Raw genomic sequence first — 18,656 nt, 5'->3', positions numbered from 1 at the left:
GCTGCCCACGCGGCCTTCGCCCAAGAGGCCGACTCCTCACTTCTAGAGGTCCCGCCGCGCCCGCTCGTCGCGCGGCGTCAGGTCTCCTCCACCGGTGCCGCGCCGACAGAGCGCCCGCGCCCGGCGGGCGGCGTACGCGCTGAGCGCGAGGCCCAGCAGCGCCCACGCCACGTCGGCGCACAGGCCGCATCCGATCGCGCGCATCCGCGTCGCGCTGGAGAGGTCCACCTGGTCACCCATGTAGAATGCATAGAACGGGCTGGGGGAGGCGAGCGGCATGAGGGGGGCCTTGTCCCCGCCGCCCGCGGCGACGAGGACGACGAACCACGGCGCCATGGTCGCCACGAGCGCGGCCGCGACGACGACGGCCCTCGTCACCCCGACCGCCAACCCTCGGGCGCGGAGCGCTTGGCCGAGCCCGATGAGGAAGAACAGGAACGCCGCGCCGCCGACGGCGAGGGCGAGCACGCTCCCGCGCGCCCGCGAGAGGTCGTTGAGGGAGGCGCAGGCCGTCGCCGCGACCGTCCCGCTGACCGCGAGCGTGGCGAGCTGCACCAGCCGAGCTGAGGACGTGATCCCGGGCCCTAGCCACCGCGTGAGCGCGGAGGCGCCCTCCCGGTCCCATCGCACCCTCACGCGTCGCGAGGGACCGAGGGGCTCTCGCAGGAACAGCAGCGTCAGGAAGCTCAAGTACGCGAACGCTCCGCATGTCGCGACCACGGCCGTGTCGCCTCTGTGTCGCTCGCTGAGCGCCGTGAGCGCAGCGGCGATGCCGATCACCACGGGCGCCGAAAACAGCGTCCACCGCTTGAGCCCGGTCGAGCGGTCGTCGCTCTCTTCCTTCAGGTTCGCCACCGTGACGCCATGGAGGAAGCTCGCGGTGCCGAGGAGGGCGGCGGCGGGAACGAGCACGAGCCACACGAGGTAGTCCACGCTGAAATCGGCCCGCGCGAGGGCGAGTGGCAGCCAGACCGGGGAGTCGCCGTCGATCTCGGACCACCGATCGTGCGCGAGCCGACCGGCCGCGAGGCCGAAGACGAGGTACAGCCCCGGGCCGACCGCAGCGGCGAGCGCCAGTGTCGCGACGAGCGCGCCGCGCAGGTGGGTCATGAGCGAGCTCACCGCGAGCCCGCACCACACCGCGAGGGCGGCGAACGCGAAGAGGAGCCCGAACGCGAGGAGCAGCTCGAGCGCCGTGACGCCCCCGAAGAGAAAGCACAGCGCGCCCACCGGCGCGAGCGTCACGACGTAGAGGGAGAGCGTGGTGTACGCGGCGAGGAATTTGCCCCGCGCGAGCTTCGGCGCGTCGAGGCCGGCGAGCAGCACCGCCTCCCAGGTGCGTCCCTCGCGCTCGGCGGCGATGCCGTTCGCCGCCACGGCGGGACCGACGATCGCGACCACGGCATAGGAGACGGAGAAGAACACCTGGAAGAGCGTGCTCCCCACCTTCGCGGGGTCGGCCCGCTCCGCACTGGCCGCCATCGCGCCCAGCGCACAGAGGCAGAAGGACAGCGCGAGCGTGAGACCGAGCAGCACCCACGGCGTCCGCGCGACGCGTTGGGCCTGTCGCATCTCGCGCATCCAGACCGGGTCCGGCGGACCGAGGCGCGGGACCCAAGCGTCGAGAGCGCGAGCAGGCGATGGGGGATGGGGCCTCACTGCAGATCTCCTCTCGTCACTTCCAGGAAAATGCGCTCGAGCTCGCTTCGCTCAGGCTCCACGCCAAGCACGCCCACGCCCGCTGCGACGAGCCGTCGCACGATCTCCTCCACCTCGGAGTCGCGGCCGAAGTACGTGACGCTGACGCTCCCCGCGGGCCCGGGCCCCACCTTCGAGACGAACGCGGCTCCCACGAGGGCCCGCGCCACCGCCGCGTCGTCTCCGCGCACCCTGAGCCGGAGCGTGCACCTCGTGCACCTCGGCGCCTCGGGCGGGAGGGCGCACCGGAGGTCGTCAGGCGCCGCGCGCGCGGCCGCGAGCCGATCGGCGATCTCGGCGATCGGGCCCGCGACGACGAGCGATCCGCGCTCGAGGATCGCCACGGAGGTGCACACGTCCGCCAGCTCGGTGAGGATGTGGCTCGAGAGAAAGATGGTCTTCCCCATCGCGCGCAGCTCGACGAGCAAGTCGCGCATCTCGATCCGGGCCCGCGGGTCGAGATCGCTCGCGGGCTCGTCCAGGATGAGGACCCTCGGATCGTGGAGGAGCACGCGGCCCAGCTGGAGCCGCTGCTGCATCCCCTTCGAGAGTGCGGCGACGAGCTTGTCCTCGAGCCTCGTGAGATCCGTGAGCTCGAGCACGGCCTCCACTGCGGCGTAGTCGCGGCCGCCGCCCGACACGTCGTACGCGTCGGCGAAGAACTCGAGGTACTCACGCACCGTCACCTGCTCGTAGACCCCCGGGTGGTCCGGCATATAGCCGATGAGCCGCCGCACCCTCTCCGGGTCGACGCTCACGTCGAGGCCCTCGATCTCGACGCGGCCCGAGGTGGGCTCGAGCAGCGTCGTCATCACGCGGATCGTGGTGGTCTTCCCGGCGCCGTTCGGGCCGATGAAGCCAAAGATCTCGCCGGGCGCGACGTCGAACGAGACGCCTCTCAGCGCCTCGTGGGGCCCGAACCTGTGGCCGAGCTGGCGCACGTGGATCGCGGGTCGGGGCTTCGCGTCGGCGCTCACGGCGCGCCTCCCTCGCCGACGACGCGCAGCAGGACACGGTCGCTCTCGAGTCGCAAGCCACCGTCGTGAGTGGTCGACGAAGGCCCTTCGAGCTCCGCGATCAACACCGGGCCTTCCGCCGACCAGAAGTCGCTCCCAGCGGCGACCCCCTCGGCGAGCTGCCAGGTCGCACGAACGCGCTCGCCCTCGTCACCACCGATGGCCGCTCCCAGGTAGTATGAAGCGAGCCGCAAAGCCCACTGCGGCTCCTCGATGGCTTGCGGCAAGTCGCGCCGCGGATCCTCGAAGTCCCGGCGGAGAGCGCGGCCCTCGGAGAACGTGGCCGCCGCGCCGCTCTCGATGCTTCCGAGGTAGGTCGCGCTCGGCCCGTCGGCGAGGATCGCGTCCCGGAGGGCGCGCCCCGTGGCGTTTCGCACGATGAGGCGCCCGTCCGGCAGGCGGCGAATCGTCACGCCGCCCCCGAGCTCGTACGTGAATCCGACCTCCTGCACGACGACCGTCCGCCAAGGCCGCAGCGTCAGGCTCGACGGAGCGAGGCCGTGCGGGCCGTCGAGCGCCGCGCCGTCGTGGCGGTCGACCAGCGCCAGTCGCCCTCCCGGCGAGAGGCTTGGCACGGCCAGGCGGGTCGTGCGGCCCGCGAAGAAGCTCCTGTACGCCACGCCGGTCCCGCGCGAGAGCCCCGCGCCGCTCTCGACGAAGGTCAGGTGCCTCGCGCGACCGGCGATCCCCTTCGACACGACGCCGATGACGACGATCAGCGCGAACGCGCCCGCCGAGAGCAGGGGCACCTGCGCGAGCGGGGCGAGCGGCCGTCGCCTCCTGCGGGCGCGGAGGTGAACGACGGGGCCGGCGAGCACGGCGTAAGCGGTGAGGACGAGCGCCGCCAGGGCGAGGGCGCGACCGTGGCCCTGGTTCGGATCGAGGGCCCGCACCACGGCAGCGTTGGGGTCGCGCCCCTCGGGTGCGTGTGCGAAGGCAGGCAGCGAGCGTCGACGGAAGCCGCGCGCCACGAGCTCGCGAACGCGCGCGTAGCTCTCGGCGTCGTGATCGAACCAGAGCGGGTCGAAGTCGAGCAGATAGACCTCGCCGAGCCCGTAGCTTGCGACGGCGCCCAGCGCGTCGTCGCGGAGGTTGCCTCCGCGGAACCCTGCGGGGCGCTCGTCGGTGCCGGTCGTGTGGCGAATGGCGCCGCCGACCATGGCGACGAGCGGCGTGTCGGTGAGATCACGCGCCCCGGGCACCACGGCGAGCGTGCCACCTCCGAGCACCCACGTCGTGAGCGCGGCGAGGGGCCCACCGTGGAGCGCGGCGAGATCCTCGGCCCGCAGCAGCACCACGTCGACCGCCGCGTAGACGGCCGCGCTGTCGGGGGCCAGGGCCGCGCCCGTGCGGGGGTCGCGCTCCACCCATCCAATGCGGAGCTTGAGGTCGACGCCGCGGTCGCGTCGTCCCTCGATCTCGCTGCCCCGCAGGTCCAGCCCGAGCGACGTGACGGTCGACCAGATCAGCAGGGAAGGCGCAGTGCGCGTCTCGGTGCGCGCGCTCCCGGTCGCGATCCGCGCCCCGTGCGCATCGGCGAGCACCACGTCGATCCCGCCGAGGAAGCTATGGGCCGGCACGACCTGCGGCGCCCGCAAGGCGTCGAACGCGACCGGGGCGGTGAGCGCGCTCCCGCTCACCGCCCAGAGCCCACCCCCGCCCGCGGGCACTCCTGCCGGCGTCCCGGCCCGCACGATGACGTCGGCCCACCCGTCCGCCACGGTGAGCTCCGACCCGAAGATGGGATGGACGCTCAGGTGGTCGACGGTGCCATTCGGCGAGCTCGCGGCGGCGTGAGCCGTAAGAAAGAGCACCGTAACGCCGGCCGCGAGCGCCAACGCGCGCCGAAGGAGGGTGCGCCATCGGGGGGCGCGAAGCGTGGGGCGCACGCGGGACGAGGGGGACGACGCGAGACTCATCGTTTCGGCGCTCTCGGTGACGAGGGAGGGAGGACCGCGCGAGCGCGTCGGCCGCCGCGGATGGACGCCCGCGCCGCCCAAATGTTCCAGGTTCGTACGGCGGGGTGAAAACGCCCCACGGGTGCGATCGCTTCCCAGCGGAACGTGTGCGCGGTTCTCCCACTCAATTGACATTCGTGCGCCACGCCCGTCGAGCGACTCCATCGATGGCCTGCTATGCTCGTCTGACGGAGGCGCAAGTGGTGCGCCGTCTGCGTCCCGGAGGCTCTGTGCTCCCATTCAACAAGCGACCTGGTCGTGATTCGCGTGACGACGCTCCGGACGGGGACCCGAGCGACCGAGCGTTGCAGCGCTCGAGCCGTGCCGTGCCTCCGCCCGCACGATCCCAGCCGCGCGTCGATCGCTTCGAGGAAGACGCCGCACCGCCCCCTCTTCGTCCGTTCCAAGCCTCGCGCTCCGACGAAGAGGTGACCACGTTCATGGCGTCGCCCGCGAAGAAGCCGGCCGCCCACGCCTTCGAAGAGACAGGCGAGACCGCCACCGCGCTCCACTACGTGCGCCCGCCGGCGCCATCCGAGCCCGAAGAAGAAGACAGCCACACGCAGATTCGTCATATGCCGCGCCGCGGCCGCGCGGCCCCGGCGGTGCAGGCGCAGCCCCGAGGCAAGGAGCCTCCGGTCGTGCGCCTCGATCCGCGCGCCGAGGTCTCGCTCTCGATGTCGGCCGCGGTGCTCGATGAGGACCACGAGACCGGCGCGAACGCGCCCGACTTCACAGTTCAGCTCGGCCCCGGGCCCGCGCAGATCCCCGCCCCCGCGCCCGTGATGCCGCCGCCCCAGGTGGCGCCTGCCCCGATGGTCCACGCGCAGCCGCAGCCGTTCCCGGTTCACTCCGCCCCCATGCCGGCGCCCAGCGCGCCGCACAGTTTCTCGCCCGTCACTTCAGCGCCCATGGTCTCGCGCTCGCAGCCGCCCATGGGCCTCGCTCCGGGCGCCAGCCTTCCGCCGGCCATGCGGTCCGGGCCGGTCCCAGCGATGGGCGGCATGCCTCCGTCGATGCAGAGCGGCCCGGTGCCGTCCTTGGCGCCGCAGTCGCACGCTCCGTTCGCGTCTCCTGCGCATTTCTCCGTGCCCCCCGTGCGTCCGCTCGACCCGCCGGCGATGGCTCTCTCCACGTCGCATGCGGCTCCGAAGCCCGCTCGGGTCTGGGCGATGGCGCTCGTCGGGGTTGGCGCGGCCGCCGCGCTCGCCGCGTTCGTGCTCCGCGGCTCGCCGACGGTGGCCGCCTTCGTGGACCCGTCGCGAGCGCCGGGCGCGCGCGCAACGGCTGACGCCGTGACCCCGGCAGCGGGTCAGGGCGCGCAGACCGGTCCGATCGCGCAGCCGGGTCAAGGTGCGCAGGCAGGCCAGATCGCGCCGCCCGGCCAGGGCGTGCAGGTGGGCGTTCTCGCGGCCCAGCCCGCGATCCCGGTGGCGCCCCCCCCAACGGCGCAAGTCGCCGCCGGGCAGCCAGTCCAGCCGGTCAACCCGCCCATCGCCGCGCCGGTGCAGCCCGCTCTGGGCTCGGGAGGGGTGGGGGTCGCGGCAGCGTCTCCGCCTCCGCCCGCCGTCGCCGCGGCGCCGGAGCCCAAGGCGGTGTCGGCCAAGCCTGCTCCGCCTCCCAAGCCCGAGAAGCCGGTCGCCGCGGCGAAGCCGGAGCCGAAGCCCGTCGCCACAAAGCCAGAGCCGAAGCCTGTCGCTGTAGCCGCGGCCCCCAAGCCGGTGGCCGCGAAGCCCGAGCCGAAAGAGCCGAAGGCGGCGAAGAAGCCCGCGACCGCGGCCGAAAAGGAAATGAAGGACGCCGCCGACGCGCTCGCCCGAGCGCAGCTCGAGCAGTCGCTCTAGCGGCGATGGGACGTAGCCCGGCACGCCCCCTCATCGGGGAAGGGATGGCCGCGCGGCGCGTGGTGCTGCGCGCGAAGGACGTCGTGCTGTTGAAGGGGATCCTGGAGGCCTCTGACGGGCTCGCGGTGGTCTTCGCGGAGGGGGGCGGCGACCTCATCGTCGCCGCGCACGCCTCCCGCGAGGCCGAGCTCGACGAGGCGCTCGCGGCCCTGCGTGACGAGCTCGCGTTCCTGAGCGGCCCCGAGCGGATCGACGCGGCGTGAGCGACGTGGACGTGCTCGTCGTGGGCGGTGGGCCCGCGGGCGCGAGTGTGGCGCTTCACCTCGTGCGCGCGTGCGGCATTCGGCCTTCGTCCGTCGCGATCGTCGACTCAGCGGTGTTCCCGCGCGAGAAGCCTTGTGCGGGCGCTGTGAGCGCGTGGGGGCTCGAGGCGCTCGAGGCGGTCGGGGTTCGCGTGGGCGTGCCGCGGGTGCCCATGCGTGGCCTCCGCATTCTTCACGAAGGCGAGGCCGGCGCGACCTCGTCGCCGCTCGGGGTCGTCGTTCGTCGCGACGAGTTCGACACGTCGCTGCTTCGCGAGGCCCAGTCGGACGGGGTCGCGGTCCACGAGGGTGAGGGCCTCGTGGAGCTCACGAGAGAGCCGCGCGGCTACGCGGTCCACACCGCCCGGCGCGTCCTGCACGCTCGCCACGTCGTGGCGTGCGACGGGGTCGCCGGTCGCACACGCCGCGCGCTCGGATTGAAGGAGGTGGCGCGCAAGGGACACCTGTACGTAGCCGAGACCCTCCCGGTGGGCGCCGACGTGGGCCCCGAGCGCGACCTGTGCGACTTCGAGCTCGCGGTCTGTGACGCTGGAATCGAGGGATATTACTGGGATTTTCCGACAATCATCGGCGGCGCGCGGCACGTGAGTCGCGGCATCTACCACGCGAACCTCACGCCGAGGTCGAACGTCAAGGCGGCGCTGCTCGCCTGCTTCCGTGCGCGTGGCCTCGCGGCCGAGCGGGTGAGGCTGAAGCCCTTCCCGACGAGGCCCTTCGTGCCCGGGTCGGTGCTCGAGCACGAGGGCGTGCTCTTCGTAGGCGAGGCGGCGGGGATCGACCGCACGACCGGCGAGGGGATCGCGCAGTCGATCGTGATGGGCGCCCTCGCCGCGTCCACGCTCGCGCGCGCCCTCCGGAGCGGCAGCCCGATCGCGGGGGGCTACGACCGCGCTGTGCGAGCGTCGCGCGTGGGGCGCCACCTCCTCCAGAGCGCCGGCCTCGCGGCGCGCGTGTATGGCGATCGAGGGCTCGCGTACCGGCGCCTCCTCACGCGCTCGGCCGCGGCGCGGGCCGCGGGCGCCGCGTGGTACGCTGGCGCGCGCGTGTCCGCCCTCGCCAAGGCTCGCCTCGGGCTCGCCCTCGGCCTCGACGGGCTCGCCGCGCTCCGCCTCTGAGCCGAGTCGTGGATCGATCCCTGCGACCGGCGATTCAGTCGTCGTCGGTCGCGATGACGGCGCGCATCGACGGCACCCCGAGCTCGATGTCGAGGGCGCTCTCCGGGCCCGCCTCTGCGTCGAGCGCGGCCGGGAACGACGAGACCGAGGCTTCGGAGCCGAGCGCCTGCTTCTGCTCCAGGAAGCGGAGCGTGCCCGGGCCGCTCGTGCGCTCCAGCACGGCGCGCAGGTCCCCGTGGAGGGGGCTGTCGACCACGAACCTCCGCCCGGTGCGCGGGTGATCGAGCTCGACGCGGACGCCGTGGATGAACGTGCGGTCGAGCCCGTTGCGCTGCTCGAAGAAGCGATTGGAGGGCGCGTGCCCGTAGCGTTCGTCGCCCAGCACCGGGTGCCCGATCGCCGCGAGGTGGCGCCGCACCTGGTGAGGACGCTCGAGCTCGGGCACCACCCGAAGGACGCTATGGCCGCCCGCGATCGCGAGCCTCCTGTAGCGGGTGCGCGCCGAACGGACTTGACCGTTCTCGCGAAGATCGCGGGAGATCGTGCCCTTCTGTGGAGTGACCCCGCGCGCGTACACCACGTAGACGCGGCGCGCCGTGGTTGACGCGAAGGCCGCCGCGAAGAGCTCGTGGGCCTCGGCGGTCTTCGAGAAGAACACGAGCCCGCTCGCGCCGGCGTCTTCGCGGGCCAGGGGGCGGAGCGGCGTCGCCGCGTGGCCCGGCAGGCGCGCCGCCCGCTCACGGAGCGACGCGCCTGCGGGGTAGTCGGCGCGAGGGAGCACCGGCTCGTGCGGCGCCTTCGCCACCACGAGCACGTCGGAGTCTTCGTAGAGCACGGGCGGCGGCGCCGGGTCCCCGCGCCGCAGGATGGTCACCGTCTCGACCTCGTCGGTGAGAGGGATCATGTCGAGCGGCTGGAGCGTGCGCGCGCCATAGCCCAGGCGCGCGAGGTGATCGAGGTCTCGCGCCAGCGTGTCGGGATCGCACGAGACGTACGCGATCGCGGAGATCCCGAGCCGCGGCAAGCCCTCGCGCGCGAGGGGGGCTCATGCCGCGCCGCGACGGGTTGACGACCGCGGCGTCGAACGTCTCGCCGCGCTGGGCGCGCTGGCGAAGGCTCACGCCGACGTCTTCGCACTCGCCCTCGAGCGCGAGGCGTTGGGCGGTCGCCGCCGCGAGCGCGTTGGCGACGGCAGGCCCGTACGACTCGACCAACGTGGTGCGCACTCCGGTGGCGGCGAGCGCGAGAGCGATGGCGCCCGAGCCGCCGTAGAGGTCGAGGAAGCTCCGCGCCCTCGGCCCGGACTCCACCTCGAGGCTGCGCAGGACGAGCTCGTGCACGCGCGCGGCCTGCTGGCGGTGGGACTGGACGAAGGAGCCGAAGGTGGCGAAGTGCGTGGAGGCGCCCACCCGGTCGGGCCGCGTGTCGACACCCGAGAGCAGCTTCGTCTCGCTGCCAAGCACCTGAGGCGAGTCGTCGTCGTGATAGTTGACGGCGATCCCGGCGAACGCCGGGTGGGCCGCGCGCAAGGTGTCGGCGAGCGCGACGAGCTCGGCGAACGGGGCGGCGCTCTCGCGTGTGAGCACGAGTGTGAGGAGCACGCGCGGCGGCTCGCCCTCGGGACCGCGCGTCTCGCGAATGTCGAGCGCGCGGAGGGCTCCTCCTTTCGCACCGACGCCCGCACCGACGGGCGCGAGCACGCCGCCTTCCCGTTCGTGGAGGGCGACGAGCGACCGCAGCACCGCCGCGGCGTCGGCGATGGCGGGCGAGAGCACGCGGCAGTTGGGGATGTCTACGACCTGGTGGCCGCCCCCTTTCGCGTAGAGCCCTACGGTGGCCCCGGGAGCGACGATGAGCTTGGCGCGCGTTCGGTAGCCGGTGATGGGGGTCGCTGCGAGCAGCGGCTCGGTGTGCGTTCCTTCGAGCGCGGGGTAACGGCTCAGCGACTGGAGGACGCGGCCTCGCTTCACGACGAGCTGCTCGCCGTACGGCAGGCCGAGGATCGGGCAGCCGCCGCACCGATCGGCGTGGACGCAGGCGATTCTCCGGTCTGCCGCGTCTGCCGCGTCTGCCGCGTCTGCCGCGTCTGCCGCGTCTGCCGTGCCGGCCGTCGCCTCGAGCGTCGAAGACATGCCGCCCGAGCCTAGCAGAAGTCTCGATGACGGGGCGCGCGCCGCGTCAGAACGTCGCGGACTTCGGGGTGCGCGGGAACGGGATCACGTCGCGGATGTTCGCCATGCCGGTCACGAACATCACCAGGCGCTCGAAGCCGAGCCCGAAGCCGGCGTGAGGCACCGTGCCGTACCGCCGCAGATCGCGGTACCACCCGTACGTGTCCTTCTCGAGCTTGAGCTCGTCGATGCGCCCGTCGAGGCGGTCGAGGCGCTCCTCGCGCTGCGAGCCGCCGATGATCTCGCCGATGCCAGCGGCCAGCACGTCGAGCGCCGCGACCGTGCGGCCGTCGTCGTTCTGGCGCATGTAGAAGGACTTGATGTCCTTCGGGTAGTTCATGACCACCACCGGGAGCTTGAAGACCTCCTCGGTGAGGTAGCGCTCATGCTCGGTCTGCAGGTCGCCGCCCCAGGTGACCGGGAACTCCCAGGTCTTCCCCGACCGCGTCAGCACCTCGACCGCCTCCGTGTAGTCGATGCGCTTGAACGGCGAGTCGACCACGTGCCGGAGCCGCGAAAGGAGGCCCGGCTGGATGCGCTCGTCGAAGAACTTCATGTCGTCGGCGCGCTCCACGAGCGCGGTCTCGACGACGAACTTCAGGAACTCCTCGGCCACGCCGGCGAGGCCCGCGAGGTCGCAGAAGGCGATCTCGGGCTCGACCATCCAGAACTCCGCGAGGTGGCGTGCAGTGTTCGAGTTCTCGGCGCGGAACGTGGGGCCGAACGTGTAGACCTTGGAGAGCGCCATCGCGTAGGTCTCGACGTTGAGCTGGCCGGAGACCGTGAGGTACGCCTCGCGCCCGAAGAAGTCGTCCGCGGCGTCGAGCCTCGCGCGCTGGGCGGGATCCGCGTGGAGGAAGTCGAGCGTCGAGACGCGGAACATCTGCCCGGCGCCCTCGCAGTCGGAGGCGGTGATGATGGGTGTGTGCACCCAGTAGTAGCCGCGCTCGTGGAAGAAGCGATGAATGGCGAGCGACAGGGCGTGCCGCACGCGGGCGACCGCGCCGAAGGTGTTGGTGCGCGGGCGCAGGTGCGCGACCTCGCGCAGGTACTCGAAAGAGTGACGCTTCTGGCTGATCGGGTAGGTGTCGGGATCGGCCACCCACCCGACGACAGAGAGCGACGTCACGTCGAGCTCGACCCGCTGGCCCTTGCCCTCGCTCGCCTTCACGACGCCCGTGGCCTCGATGGAGCAGCCCGAGGTGAGCCGCAGGACGTCGGCGTAGTTCTCGAGCTCGGTCCGCGCCACCAGCTGCAGGTTGTCGAAGCACGACCCGTCGTTCAGGGCGACGAACGACAGCCCCGCCTTGGAGTCGCGGCGCGTGCGCACCCACCCTCCGACCGTCACACGTTCCCCTACGTCGGCGCCTTGGCGCCCTTTGAGCACATCGTCGACAGAGACCATGGCGCGACGGTAGACCGGGAGGGGCGCTGTCGTCGAGTGGCCGCTTCGCGTTGGCGCGCCGTGGACGACCGCGCTAGCCGTTCGCGCGGAGGCGCGACTTCCGGCGCTCCTCGCCGGCCGCCTGCGACGAGCGGGTCGCGTCGTCCTCGGCGAGGAGCTGAGGCACGGGCGCGGGTCGACCCTCGCTGTCGATCGCCACGAACGTGAGGCGCGCTTGCACACACGGCCACGTGCGCCCGGAGCGCGAGTCCTCGCCCTCGACGATGACCTCGATCTCGATCGACGTGCGGAACGCCGCCGAGACGCGGGCCGAGAGCCGCACGACCTCGCCGACCTTCACCGGGTTGTGGAATTTCAGATCGTCGACGAACGCGGTCACGCACATGAGCCCCGTGAAGCGCTGCGCGGAGATCGCCGCGCACAGATCGACCCAGGCCATGATCTGACCACCGAACACGTTCCCGAGCGCGTTCGCGTGCTGGGGTAGCACGTACTCGACCATCTTCGTCTCGGAGGCCGACGGCGGACGCGGGGGCGGACTGGCGGGCGGGCTCATGCGGCGCAGCATAGCGCCCGCGGCGCTACGGAGGGAGGATCCGAACGTCGAGGTTCCACGCGCCTGAGGCCCCGGAAAGGCCGTCAATCTGCACCCAGTAGGTGCCCGCGGCGAGCTCGAGGTCGAGGAAGCTCCGCGACGCGCGCGCGCCGACGTGGCAGCCCGAAGGGACCTCGGTCCCGGGGCAGGCCGCGCCCTCGCGCACGTTGAGCAGCGTGGCGTAGCTCGAGCCCGCCATGTCGAGCAGCACTCGCCGGCGGTCGGGGAGGGTGAGCTTCAGAAGCTGGTCCCCCGCCCCGGCGGCCGGGCCGCCCACGCCGTCGCAGCTCGCCGAAAAATCAGGGGTCCGCGCGCTCGTGTCGCCCGTGAAGAAGCCGCCCGCCAGCGGGATGCCGTAGGCGTCGGCGCACCCGTCGGCGACGACCGCCGTGGGGGGCACTGTGGGGCGAACGAACGCGCCCAACGACGCGCGCTCGCCACGCTCGTCGTGGAGAAGCGCACGGTACGTGCCGGCCGGGACGTTTCGCTTGGCGACGCGCGCGGGGGTCGTGTCACGCTGGCACGCGAGGGAGTCGGCCTTCGTGCACCCGACCGCGCTGAGCGACACGGCCCCCTGCTCGGTCGTGGGGAAGCGGCCTACGAGCAGCACGTCGCTCGGCTGCGCGAGCGTGAGGGCGAAGGCGGCCGTGGGACCGCCCGGGAGGCAGCCGCTGGGGAGCTCGTCGTACCCCGAGAGGTCGACCGTGACCGTAGCGTCGTGCGTGAGCGCGGGTGGCGCGGCGCAGGTCGTGCTCGGCGGCGCCACGGTGGGCGGCAGGGTCTGGACGATGACGTTCGCGTCGAGCGCGGCGCTGCCCGCGACCGCGAGCACGTGGGTGCCCGCGGGCAGGCTCCGCGCGAGGAGCGGCGGTGTGGGCCCGACCCGGCAACGCAGCTCGTTCGTGCACGCGCCCGGCTCGCGGAGCGACACGACGGGGAGGCCGGCGCCGCGCAGGCGCGCGCTCACGACGCGCACGTCGCGCGGCTCGGTCAGCGTGAAGGCGTACGTGAGCTCGCCGGTCGCGGACTCGCACGCGCTCGTGAGATCCCGCGCCGCGTCGACGAGGGATACCGTGAACGGCGTGTCCGTGGCGACGGCGAGCGGCGCCGCGCACGACTCGTTGGGCGGCGGCGGCGTGGGCGCGGAGAGCTCGACCGACAGCTCCACGGTCGTCTCGTTCTGCGTGGTGACGACCACGTAGTAGGTGCCGGGTCGCACGCTGCGGGCCCGCGCCCGCGCCTGGGAGGAGAGGGGAGCGTGACCGCACGCGAGCTCGGCGCCCGCGGGGACGCACGACGACAGGATCGCGACCGCGGTGTCGGCCGACGCGGCCCCGGGAGCGCTCGTCGCGAAGACCTCCAGGTCCTGCGGTGGGTCCGTCGGCGCCCCCGGCACGACCACCGCGACGACGACGTCGCGGGCCGCGGTGGGCGTCGCCACGCTGCACGAGGTGAAGAAGTCACGGCGGGTCGCCGCCGTCGAGAGCGCGACGAGCGCCGGCGCGGTCACCGTGCGAGCGGTCGCGCAGGTGTCGTCGGCGGGGACGCTGCACGGAGCCTCGTCGACCCGGCGGCTGCAGTTGTCGTCTCGCCCATTTCCACACACCTCGGTGCGCCTCGCCCCCACGTTCGGGTCGAGATCGTCGCAGTCGGTGCCGCCCGCACAGTGGTCGTCCGCCTCGCCGTCGCCGTCGAGATCGCGGGGCATCCGCACGCACGCCTTCGTGGACTCGACGCAGGCGTCGATCGTGCACGAGTCGCCATCCTGGCACGTGACCGGCTCGCCGGCGCGGCACCCGAGCCGCGGGACGCAGCGCTCTCGCCCGTTGCAATAGAGGGTGTCGGCGCACTGCGAGTCGTCGGGGGTGTTGCGGCAGCGCGGCGGGGAGAGGGTGCGGTCGCAGCGGTCGAAGGTGCAGTCGAGCCCGTCGCCGCACTGCGAGTCGTCGCCGCAGGGATCGCCGAGGGTCGGATCCGTGGGGGGGCCGTCAGGGCCGGCGTCGGTCGCGGCCTCCGGGCGTGCGTCCTGGGCGCCGCCGTCGAAGCGTGCCGTCGAGTCGATGGCAGGCGTCGAGCTGCACGCGCCGATCACCGCGAGCGACGCCAATGCCGGGCCGATGATGCGGGCGAGGCGCGAAGTCACGGCTTCACGCTAGCACGCTCGCGGAGGCCTCCGCCGTGTCCGACGTGTGACGTCCACGGAACGAGCGGACGAACTCGCGCCGTCGCCCCTTCCCAACGGGTCGCCGCGCCTCACGGTGGACGCAGGCCGCGGGGCTCGCGCTCGAGCGGCGAGCCTGACCCGCGCCACCAGGGAGGTCCGTTGTCGACGAACGCGCGTGCGATGGGAATGCGGCTCAGGTTGGCGGTGCGTCAGAACCGTCTGGCGCTTGGCTTCGTCGCGGGGTGGCTGTCGGTCAACACCGCGATCTTCGCCAAGCTCGGTCACGAGCCGTGGGCGGGCGCGGTCGGGACGGCGCTCTGCCTCACGCGAGCCGAAGGCGGCTGGCCCGCGTTCTACCAGTCGTTCACGCAGCTCGTCGTGTTCGGCCTGGTCGCCTCGATGGTCGCGACCAACGTGACGCGCCGCTACCGTCCCGAAGAGACGTGCCGCGCGCTCGCCGGCGAGGCGTCGCAGCACGTGATCGTCGTGGGGCTGTCGAACCTCGGCCGCCGCGTCGTCGACCTCGCGCACGCGTCCGGGGTCGAGGTCGTCGCCGTGGAGGAGGACGCCGCGCTGCTCGTGGGCCTCGTCCGCGACGAGCGTCCCTGCGTGCTCGGGAGCGCGCGCGAGCTCCCGACCCTCGAGGCGGCGGGCGTGGCGCGCGCGAAGGTCGTGGTGGTCGCGAGCGGCGATCTCGAGGCCGCGGCGGTCGCCTGCCGGCACGTCCGCGCCCTCAACCCCGACTGCGAGCTCGTCATTCGCTGCTCGAGCGACGACGTGGGCGAGGTGCTCGCCAAGGCGTACCGCGCGCGCGTGGTCTCGACCTCGCGCCTCGCGGCCATGTTCATCCAAGGCCAGGCGGTGGCCGCGCGCGCCCGGCGCGTGATCGTGATCGGCGACAACGCCGTCGCCGTTCGCGCGGTCCTCGCGCTCGAGGCCAAGCGCATCCCGCACGAGCGCGTGCCGCGGCCGGTCGGCGACGACCTCGAGCCGCTCCGCGCCGCCGGCGCCGAGAAGGCCGACATGTTCGTCGTGTGCGACGACGACCTCGGCGAGAACCTCCTGCTCGTCGACCGCCTCCGCGATCTGAACGCGCGCGCGCGCATCGTGTGTCGGGCGTTCCACGACGACGCGGCCGAGCTGCTCGAGCAGCCGCCCTTCGGGTGCGTGGTCCTCTCCACGTCGCGCCACGCCCTCGGCGAGCTGGTTCGCGATGGCGCGCTCCGCGAGGTGGGGATCCTCGCCGTCGAGGCTCGCCCGGGCTCTTGAGGCGCGCCTTTCCGCTTTCCTTCGAGGCGGAGCGTGCTAATAAGCGCTCCCCCTTGCTCGCGGCATGCCCGCGGGCTACCCCCGGCGCCTTGCGCACCGGGGATTCCACGAGGAGAGCACAAGTGGCCACCGCACAGACCCTGAAGTCCAAAGAGTACGAGACGATTTATGTCCTGCGCCCTGACGTCGACGCCGACGCCGCCGACAAGGTGCAGAACCGCATGACCGAGGTCGTCGCCCGCGACGGCGGCACGCTCCTCAAGGTCGAGGCGTGGGGCCGGCGGAAGCTGGCGTACCCCGTCAAGAAGCACCAGAAGGGCGTCTACGTCTACGTGAAGTACGTGGGCAAGGGCGGGCTCGTCCAAGAGATCGAGCGCAACCTCAAGCTGATGGACGTGGTCCTCAAGTACCAGACCGTGCTCCTCACCTCCGACGTCGACGCCGGCTCGTTCACGGTCGACCCCGAGGAGATCAAGTTCGCCCGCCTCGAGCTGCCCGCCGAGGAAGAGGAGAAGGAGTCGCGCGAGCGCGCGCTCGGCCTCGTCGACTTCCACGACGCGCCCCGCCGCGATCATCGCGAGTTCGAGGACGAGGACGACGCCGTCGAGGCGCCCGAGAAGAAGGCCGACGAAGAGGCGAACTGAGCCTCCCCGCGTCCCCCACCCATTTTTTGCCCGCGCCGCGCGGCGCGTGATTGGACCAAGCCACCATGATGGACGACGACAAAGATTTCGGACGAACGCCAGACCTCAACGCCGACGCCCCCGGGCGCCGCCGCGGCGGCAAGAAGCGCGTCTGCAAGTTCTGCTCCGACAAGGCCGTGACGATCGACTACAAAGACCCGCAAGCGCTCAGGTATTTCGTCTCTGAGCGTGGCAAGGTCACCCCCCGCCGCATCAGCGGCAACTGTGCCCTCCACCAGCGCAAGGTGACGCTCGCCATCAAGCGCGCGCGCAACATCGCGCTCCTGCCCTTCACCGTGTCGGGCTGAAAGGAAGCATCATGGCCGCCACCGTTCAGGTCATCCTCCAGACCGACGTCGCCAACGTCGGCTCCTCCGGCGAGCTCGTCAAGGTTCGCCCCGGGTTCGCCCGCAACTACCTCGTGCCCCAGAAGCTCGCCGTCGCGGCCACGGCCGCCCAGGTGAACCGCGTCAAGCACGAGAAGGCCGTCGCCCTCGCGAAGGCCGAGAAGGCCCGCAAAGAGGCCGGCGAGCTCGCCGCCAAGCTCGGCGGACTCGTCATCAAGATCGCTCGCCCCGTCGGCGAGGACGACCGCCTCTTCGGCTCCGTGTCCGCCAAGGACATCGAGGCCGCGGTCCGCGCCGCCGGTCTCGAGACGTTCGACCGCAAGAAGATGCACCTCCCGGAGGCCCTCAAGGCTCTCGGCACCCATGAGGTCGCGGTCAAGCTGCTCGGCGACGTCACCGCGACCCTCAAGGTCGAGGTCGTCAAGAAGTAGTCGCGCCGCTCGCCGCGGGCGCTCGCTGCGCTCACCTCGTTCGCCCCGGCCGCCTCGTGCACGCCGGGGCGAGCCCGTTTCGGAGGGATAGCCTGTGGAAAAGATGGGCGGTTTTCGTAGGAAAGAGGTGGAGACGCCGCCGAGCGTCGAGGGGATCGTCCCTCCGCACGACCTCGACTCCGAGGCGGCCGTGCTCTCCTCCGTGCTCATCGATGGCTCCGCGATGGACCGCGTCCAGGAGTTCCTGCGCCCCGAGCACTTCTATTCCGAGGCCCACCGCCGCATCTTCGAGGCGTGCCTCGAGCTGCGGGAGGTCGGCAAGCCGGTGGACGTCGTCACAGTCGGCTCGTGGCTCAAGACCCGCGGACGCATCCAGCAGGTCGGCGGCATGGGCTACCTCACCGAGGTGCTGAACAGCGCGCCCGCGGTCGCGAACGTGACCGCCTACGCGCAGGTCATCTTCGAGAAGTACCGGATCCGCCAGCTCATTTTGGCCTGCCAGAAGGTGTCGGCGCAGGCGTACCTCGACTACGGCGAGGCGCAGGCGTTCATCGACGGCGCCGAGCAGGCCGTCTACAACATCGCGCGCGTCAGCCAGACCTCCAACGTCGAGCGCCTGCTCGACGTCATGAAGAAGTCGTTCAAGCAGCTCACCGAGGCCATGAAGCGGGGCGACCGCATCATCGGCGTCCCCAGCGGCTTCGACCGCCTCGACACGCTGACCTCGGGCCTCCACGACGGCGACCTCACCATCATCGCGGCTCGCCCCGGCATGGGCAAGACCAGCTTCGTCCTCAACATCGCCGCGAACGTGGCGAGCCCGAGGGGGCGCGAGCTCGCCGCCGACCCGAACCAGCGCTGGGAAGAGCCTGGCGTCGGGGTGGTCGTGTTCTCGCTCGAAATGCCCCGCGAACAGCTCGCCAACCGCATGGTGTGCTCGGAGGGGCGGGTCGACGTCAGCAAGATGCGCAAGGGCTACCTCAGCCAGGAAGACTGGCAGAAGCTCACGCAGTCGGCCGGCTTCCTGGGGAAGCTCCCCATCTGGATCGACGACTCTCCGTCGCTCGGCATCCTCGAGCTGCGCGCCAAGGTGCGCAGGCTCCAGTCGGAGTTCAACCGGGTGGACGAGGCCGGTCAGCCGACGCACCGCATCGGCCTCGTGGTCGTCGACTACCTCCAGCTCATGAAGGGGCGCGACGGCGCTCAGTCACGCGAGCAGGAGATCAGCGAGATCTCGCGCGGCCTGAAGGGGCTCGCGAAGGAGTTGAAGGTGCCGGTCATCGCCCTCTCCCAGCTGAACCGCGCCGTCGAGACCCGCAGCGACAAGTCGAAGCGACCACAGATTTCGGACCTTCGCGAGTCGGGCGCCATCGAGCAGGACGCCGACAACATCCTCTTCATCTACCGCGACGACTACTACACGAAGGAAGCGTCGGAAGAGCCCAATACCGCCGAGATCATCGTGGCCAAGCAGCGAAACGGGCCCACCGGCACGGTGAAGGTGCGCTTCGATCGCGAGTACACCCGCTTCGACAACCTCGCGGTCGGCGAGTACCCCGAGGAGCAGGAGTAGGTCTTCGCAGCACCTGACGCGAACCCCGAAGGCGAGCCGAACGCGAGGGGTCGCATCAACCGAT

The 18,656-nt window shown here is 72.1% G+C and carries 16 protein-coding genes; 8 read left to right on the top strand and 8 right to left on the bottom strand.

Translation table 11 applies throughout. The features are described from left to right. Nucleotides 1-42: 42 nt before the first annotated feature. The 3 genes from IPQ09_27280 to IPQ09_27270 all read right to left on the bottom strand — a co-directional run bounded on the left by IPQ09_27280 (nucleotide 43) and on the right by IPQ09_27270 (nucleotide 4,552). Nucleotides 43-1,581, bottom strand: coding sequence for an ABC transporter permease (locus IPQ09_27280; protein ID MBL0197852.1), 1,539 nt, complete (start codon nucleotides 1,579-1,581; stop codon nucleotides 43-45). Between the two features lie 74 nt (nucleotides 1,582-1,655). After that, nucleotides 1,656-2,675: an ABC transporter ATP-binding protein gene (locus IPQ09_27275; GenBank protein ID MBL0197851.1), complete on the bottom strand. Its 1,020-nt coding sequence runs from the start codon at nucleotides 2,673-2,675 to the stop codon at nucleotides 1,656-1,658. After that, nucleotides 2,672-4,552, bottom strand: a complete 1,881-nt coding sequence (locus tag IPQ09_27270; GenBank protein MBL0197850.1) for a hypothetical protein — start codon at nucleotides 4,550-4,552, stop codon at nucleotides 2,672-2,674. The genes IPQ09_27275 and IPQ09_27270 overlap by 4 nt, the downstream gene beginning before the upstream one ends. Nucleotides 4,553-4,998: 446 nt before the next feature. Between IPQ09_27270 and IPQ09_27265 the strand changes: the two genes are divergently transcribed. The 3 genes from IPQ09_27265 to IPQ09_27255 are packed head-to-tail and all read left to right on the top strand — an operon-like array spanning nucleotide 4,999 to nucleotide 7,954. Next, nucleotides 4,999-6,516 (top strand): hypothetical protein, encoded by a 1,518-nt coding sequence (locus tag IPQ09_27265; protein MBL0197849.1) that lies wholly within the window; start codon nucleotides 4,999-5,001, stop codon nucleotides 6,514-6,516. A 44-nt stretch (nucleotides 6,517-6,560) separates the two neighbouring features. Next, the gene (locus IPQ09_27260; protein MBL0197848.1) at nucleotides 6,561-6,779 is read left to right on the top strand and encodes a DUF4911 domain-containing protein; all 219 of its coding nucleotides are present in this window, start codon (nucleotides 6,561-6,563) and stop codon (nucleotides 6,777-6,779) included. Continuing rightward, the gene (locus IPQ09_27255) at nucleotides 6,776-7,954 is read left to right on the top strand and encodes an NAD(P)/FAD-dependent oxidoreductase (GenBank protein ID MBL0197847.1); all 1,179 of its coding nucleotides are present in this window, start codon (nucleotides 6,776-6,778) and stop codon (nucleotides 7,952-7,954) included. Before IPQ09_27260 ends, IPQ09_27255 begins: the two co-directional genes overlap by 4 nt. A gap of 34 nt (nucleotides 7,955-7,988) precedes the next feature. Here IPQ09_27255 and IPQ09_27250 read toward each other — a convergent pair whose 3' ends face one another. The 5 genes from IPQ09_27250 to IPQ09_27230 all read right to left on the bottom strand — a co-directional run bounded on the left by IPQ09_27250 (nucleotide 7,989) and on the right by IPQ09_27230 (nucleotide 14,268). Next, the gene (locus IPQ09_27250; GenBank protein MBL0197846.1) at nucleotides 7,989-8,789 is read right to left on the bottom strand and encodes a hypothetical protein; all 801 of its coding nucleotides are present in this window, start codon (nucleotides 8,787-8,789) and stop codon (nucleotides 7,989-7,991) included. Then, nucleotides 8,692-10,086: a hypothetical protein gene (locus IPQ09_27245; GenBank protein MBL0197845.1), complete on the bottom strand. Its 1,395-nt coding sequence runs from the start codon at nucleotides 10,084-10,086 to the stop codon at nucleotides 8,692-8,694. Before IPQ09_27245 ends, IPQ09_27250 begins: the two co-directional genes overlap by 98 nt. 46 nt (nucleotides 10,087-10,132) lie before the next feature. After that, on the bottom strand, nucleotides 10,133-11,530 hold the full coding sequence (gene asnS / locus IPQ09_27240) for an asparagine--tRNA ligase (protein ID MBL0197844.1): 1,398 nt from the start codon (nucleotides 11,528-11,530) through the stop codon (nucleotides 10,133-10,135). A gap of 73 nt (nucleotides 11,531-11,603) precedes the next feature. Next, nucleotides 11,604-12,086 (bottom strand): acyl-CoA thioesterase, encoded by a 483-nt coding sequence (locus tag IPQ09_27235; protein ID MBL0197843.1) that lies wholly within the window; start codon nucleotides 12,084-12,086, stop codon nucleotides 11,604-11,606. Nucleotides 12,087-12,111: 25 nt separating this feature from the next. Continuing rightward, on the bottom strand, nucleotides 12,112-14,268 hold the full coding sequence (locus IPQ09_27230; GenBank protein ID MBL0197842.1) for a hypothetical protein: 2,157 nt from the start codon (nucleotides 14,266-14,268) through the stop codon (nucleotides 12,112-12,114). Between the two features lie 225 nt (nucleotides 14,269-14,493). Between IPQ09_27230 and IPQ09_27225 the strand changes: the two genes are divergently transcribed. From IPQ09_27225 to dnaB, 5 genes are all read left to right on the top strand, one after another. Then, nucleotides 14,494-15,558 carry an NAD-binding protein gene (locus IPQ09_27225; GenBank protein MBL0197841.1) on the top strand — a complete coding sequence of 355 codons (1,065 nt, stop codon included), beginning with the start codon at nucleotides 14,494-14,496 and terminating at the stop codon, nucleotides 15,556-15,558. A gap of 122 nt (nucleotides 15,559-15,680) precedes the next feature. Next, on the top strand, nucleotides 15,681-16,202 hold the full coding sequence (rpsF, locus tag IPQ09_27220; GenBank protein MBL0197840.1) for a 30S ribosomal protein S6: 522 nt from the start codon (nucleotides 15,681-15,683) through the stop codon (nucleotides 16,200-16,202). Between the two features lie 68 nt (nucleotides 16,203-16,270). After that, complete coding sequence (locus IPQ09_27215) at nucleotides 16,271-16,549, top strand: 30S ribosomal protein S18 (protein MBL0197839.1); 279 nt, start codon at nucleotides 16,271-16,273, stop codon at nucleotides 16,547-16,549. Between the two features lie 11 nt (nucleotides 16,550-16,560). Beyond that, complete coding sequence (locus tag IPQ09_27210; GenBank protein ID MBL0197838.1) at nucleotides 16,561-17,019, top strand: 50S ribosomal protein L9; 459 nt, start codon at nucleotides 16,561-16,563, stop codon at nucleotides 17,017-17,019. Between the two features lie 103 nt (nucleotides 17,020-17,122). After that, nucleotides 17,123-18,592, top strand: coding sequence for a replicative DNA helicase (dnaB, locus tag IPQ09_27205; GenBank protein ID MBL0197837.1), 1,470 nt, complete (start codon nucleotides 17,123-17,125; stop codon nucleotides 18,590-18,592). Nucleotides 18,593-18,656: the final 64 nt, after the last annotated feature.

The organism is Myxococcales bacterium (assembly GCA_016720545.1).
Lineage (GTDB): Bacteria > Myxococcota_A > Polyangia > Polyangiales > Polyangiaceae > JAAFHV01.
The sequence above is the reverse complement of the archived record's forward strand: the minus strand, read 5'-3'. Positions and strand labels throughout refer to the sequence as shown.

Bases quoted from the DNA above. Each gene is read 5' to 3' on its own strand.
- IPQ09_27280 (MBL0197852.1), bottom strand. From the start codon at position 1,581: ATGCGCGAGATGCGACAGGCCCAACGCGTCGCGCGGACGCCGTGGGTG.
- IPQ09_27260 (MBL0197848.1), top strand. From the start codon at position 6,561: ATGGCCGCGCGGCGCGTGGTGCTGCGCGCGAAGGACGTCGTGCTGTTG.
- IPQ09_27245 (MBL0197845.1), bottom strand. From the start codon at position 10,086: ATGTCTTCGACGCTCGAGGCGACGGCCGGCACGGCAGACGCGGCAGAC.
- asnS (MBL0197844.1), bottom strand. From the start codon at position 11,530: ATGGTCTCTGTCGACGATGTGCTCAAAGGGCGCCAAGGCGCCGACGTA.
- IPQ09_27235 (MBL0197843.1), bottom strand. From the start codon at position 12,086: ATGAGCCCGCCCGCCAGTCCGCCCCCGCGTCCGCCGTCGGCCTCCGAG.
- IPQ09_27215 (MBL0197839.1), top strand. From the start codon at position 16,271: ATGGACGACGACAAAGATTTCGGACGAACGCCAGACCTCAACGCCGAC.
- IPQ09_27210 (MBL0197838.1), top strand. From the start codon at position 16,561: ATGGCCGCCACCGTTCAGGTCATCCTCCAGACCGACGTCGCCAACGTC.
- dnaB (MBL0197837.1), top strand. From the start codon at position 17,123: ATGGGCGGTTTTCGTAGGAAAGAGGTGGAGACGCCGCCGAGCGTCGAG.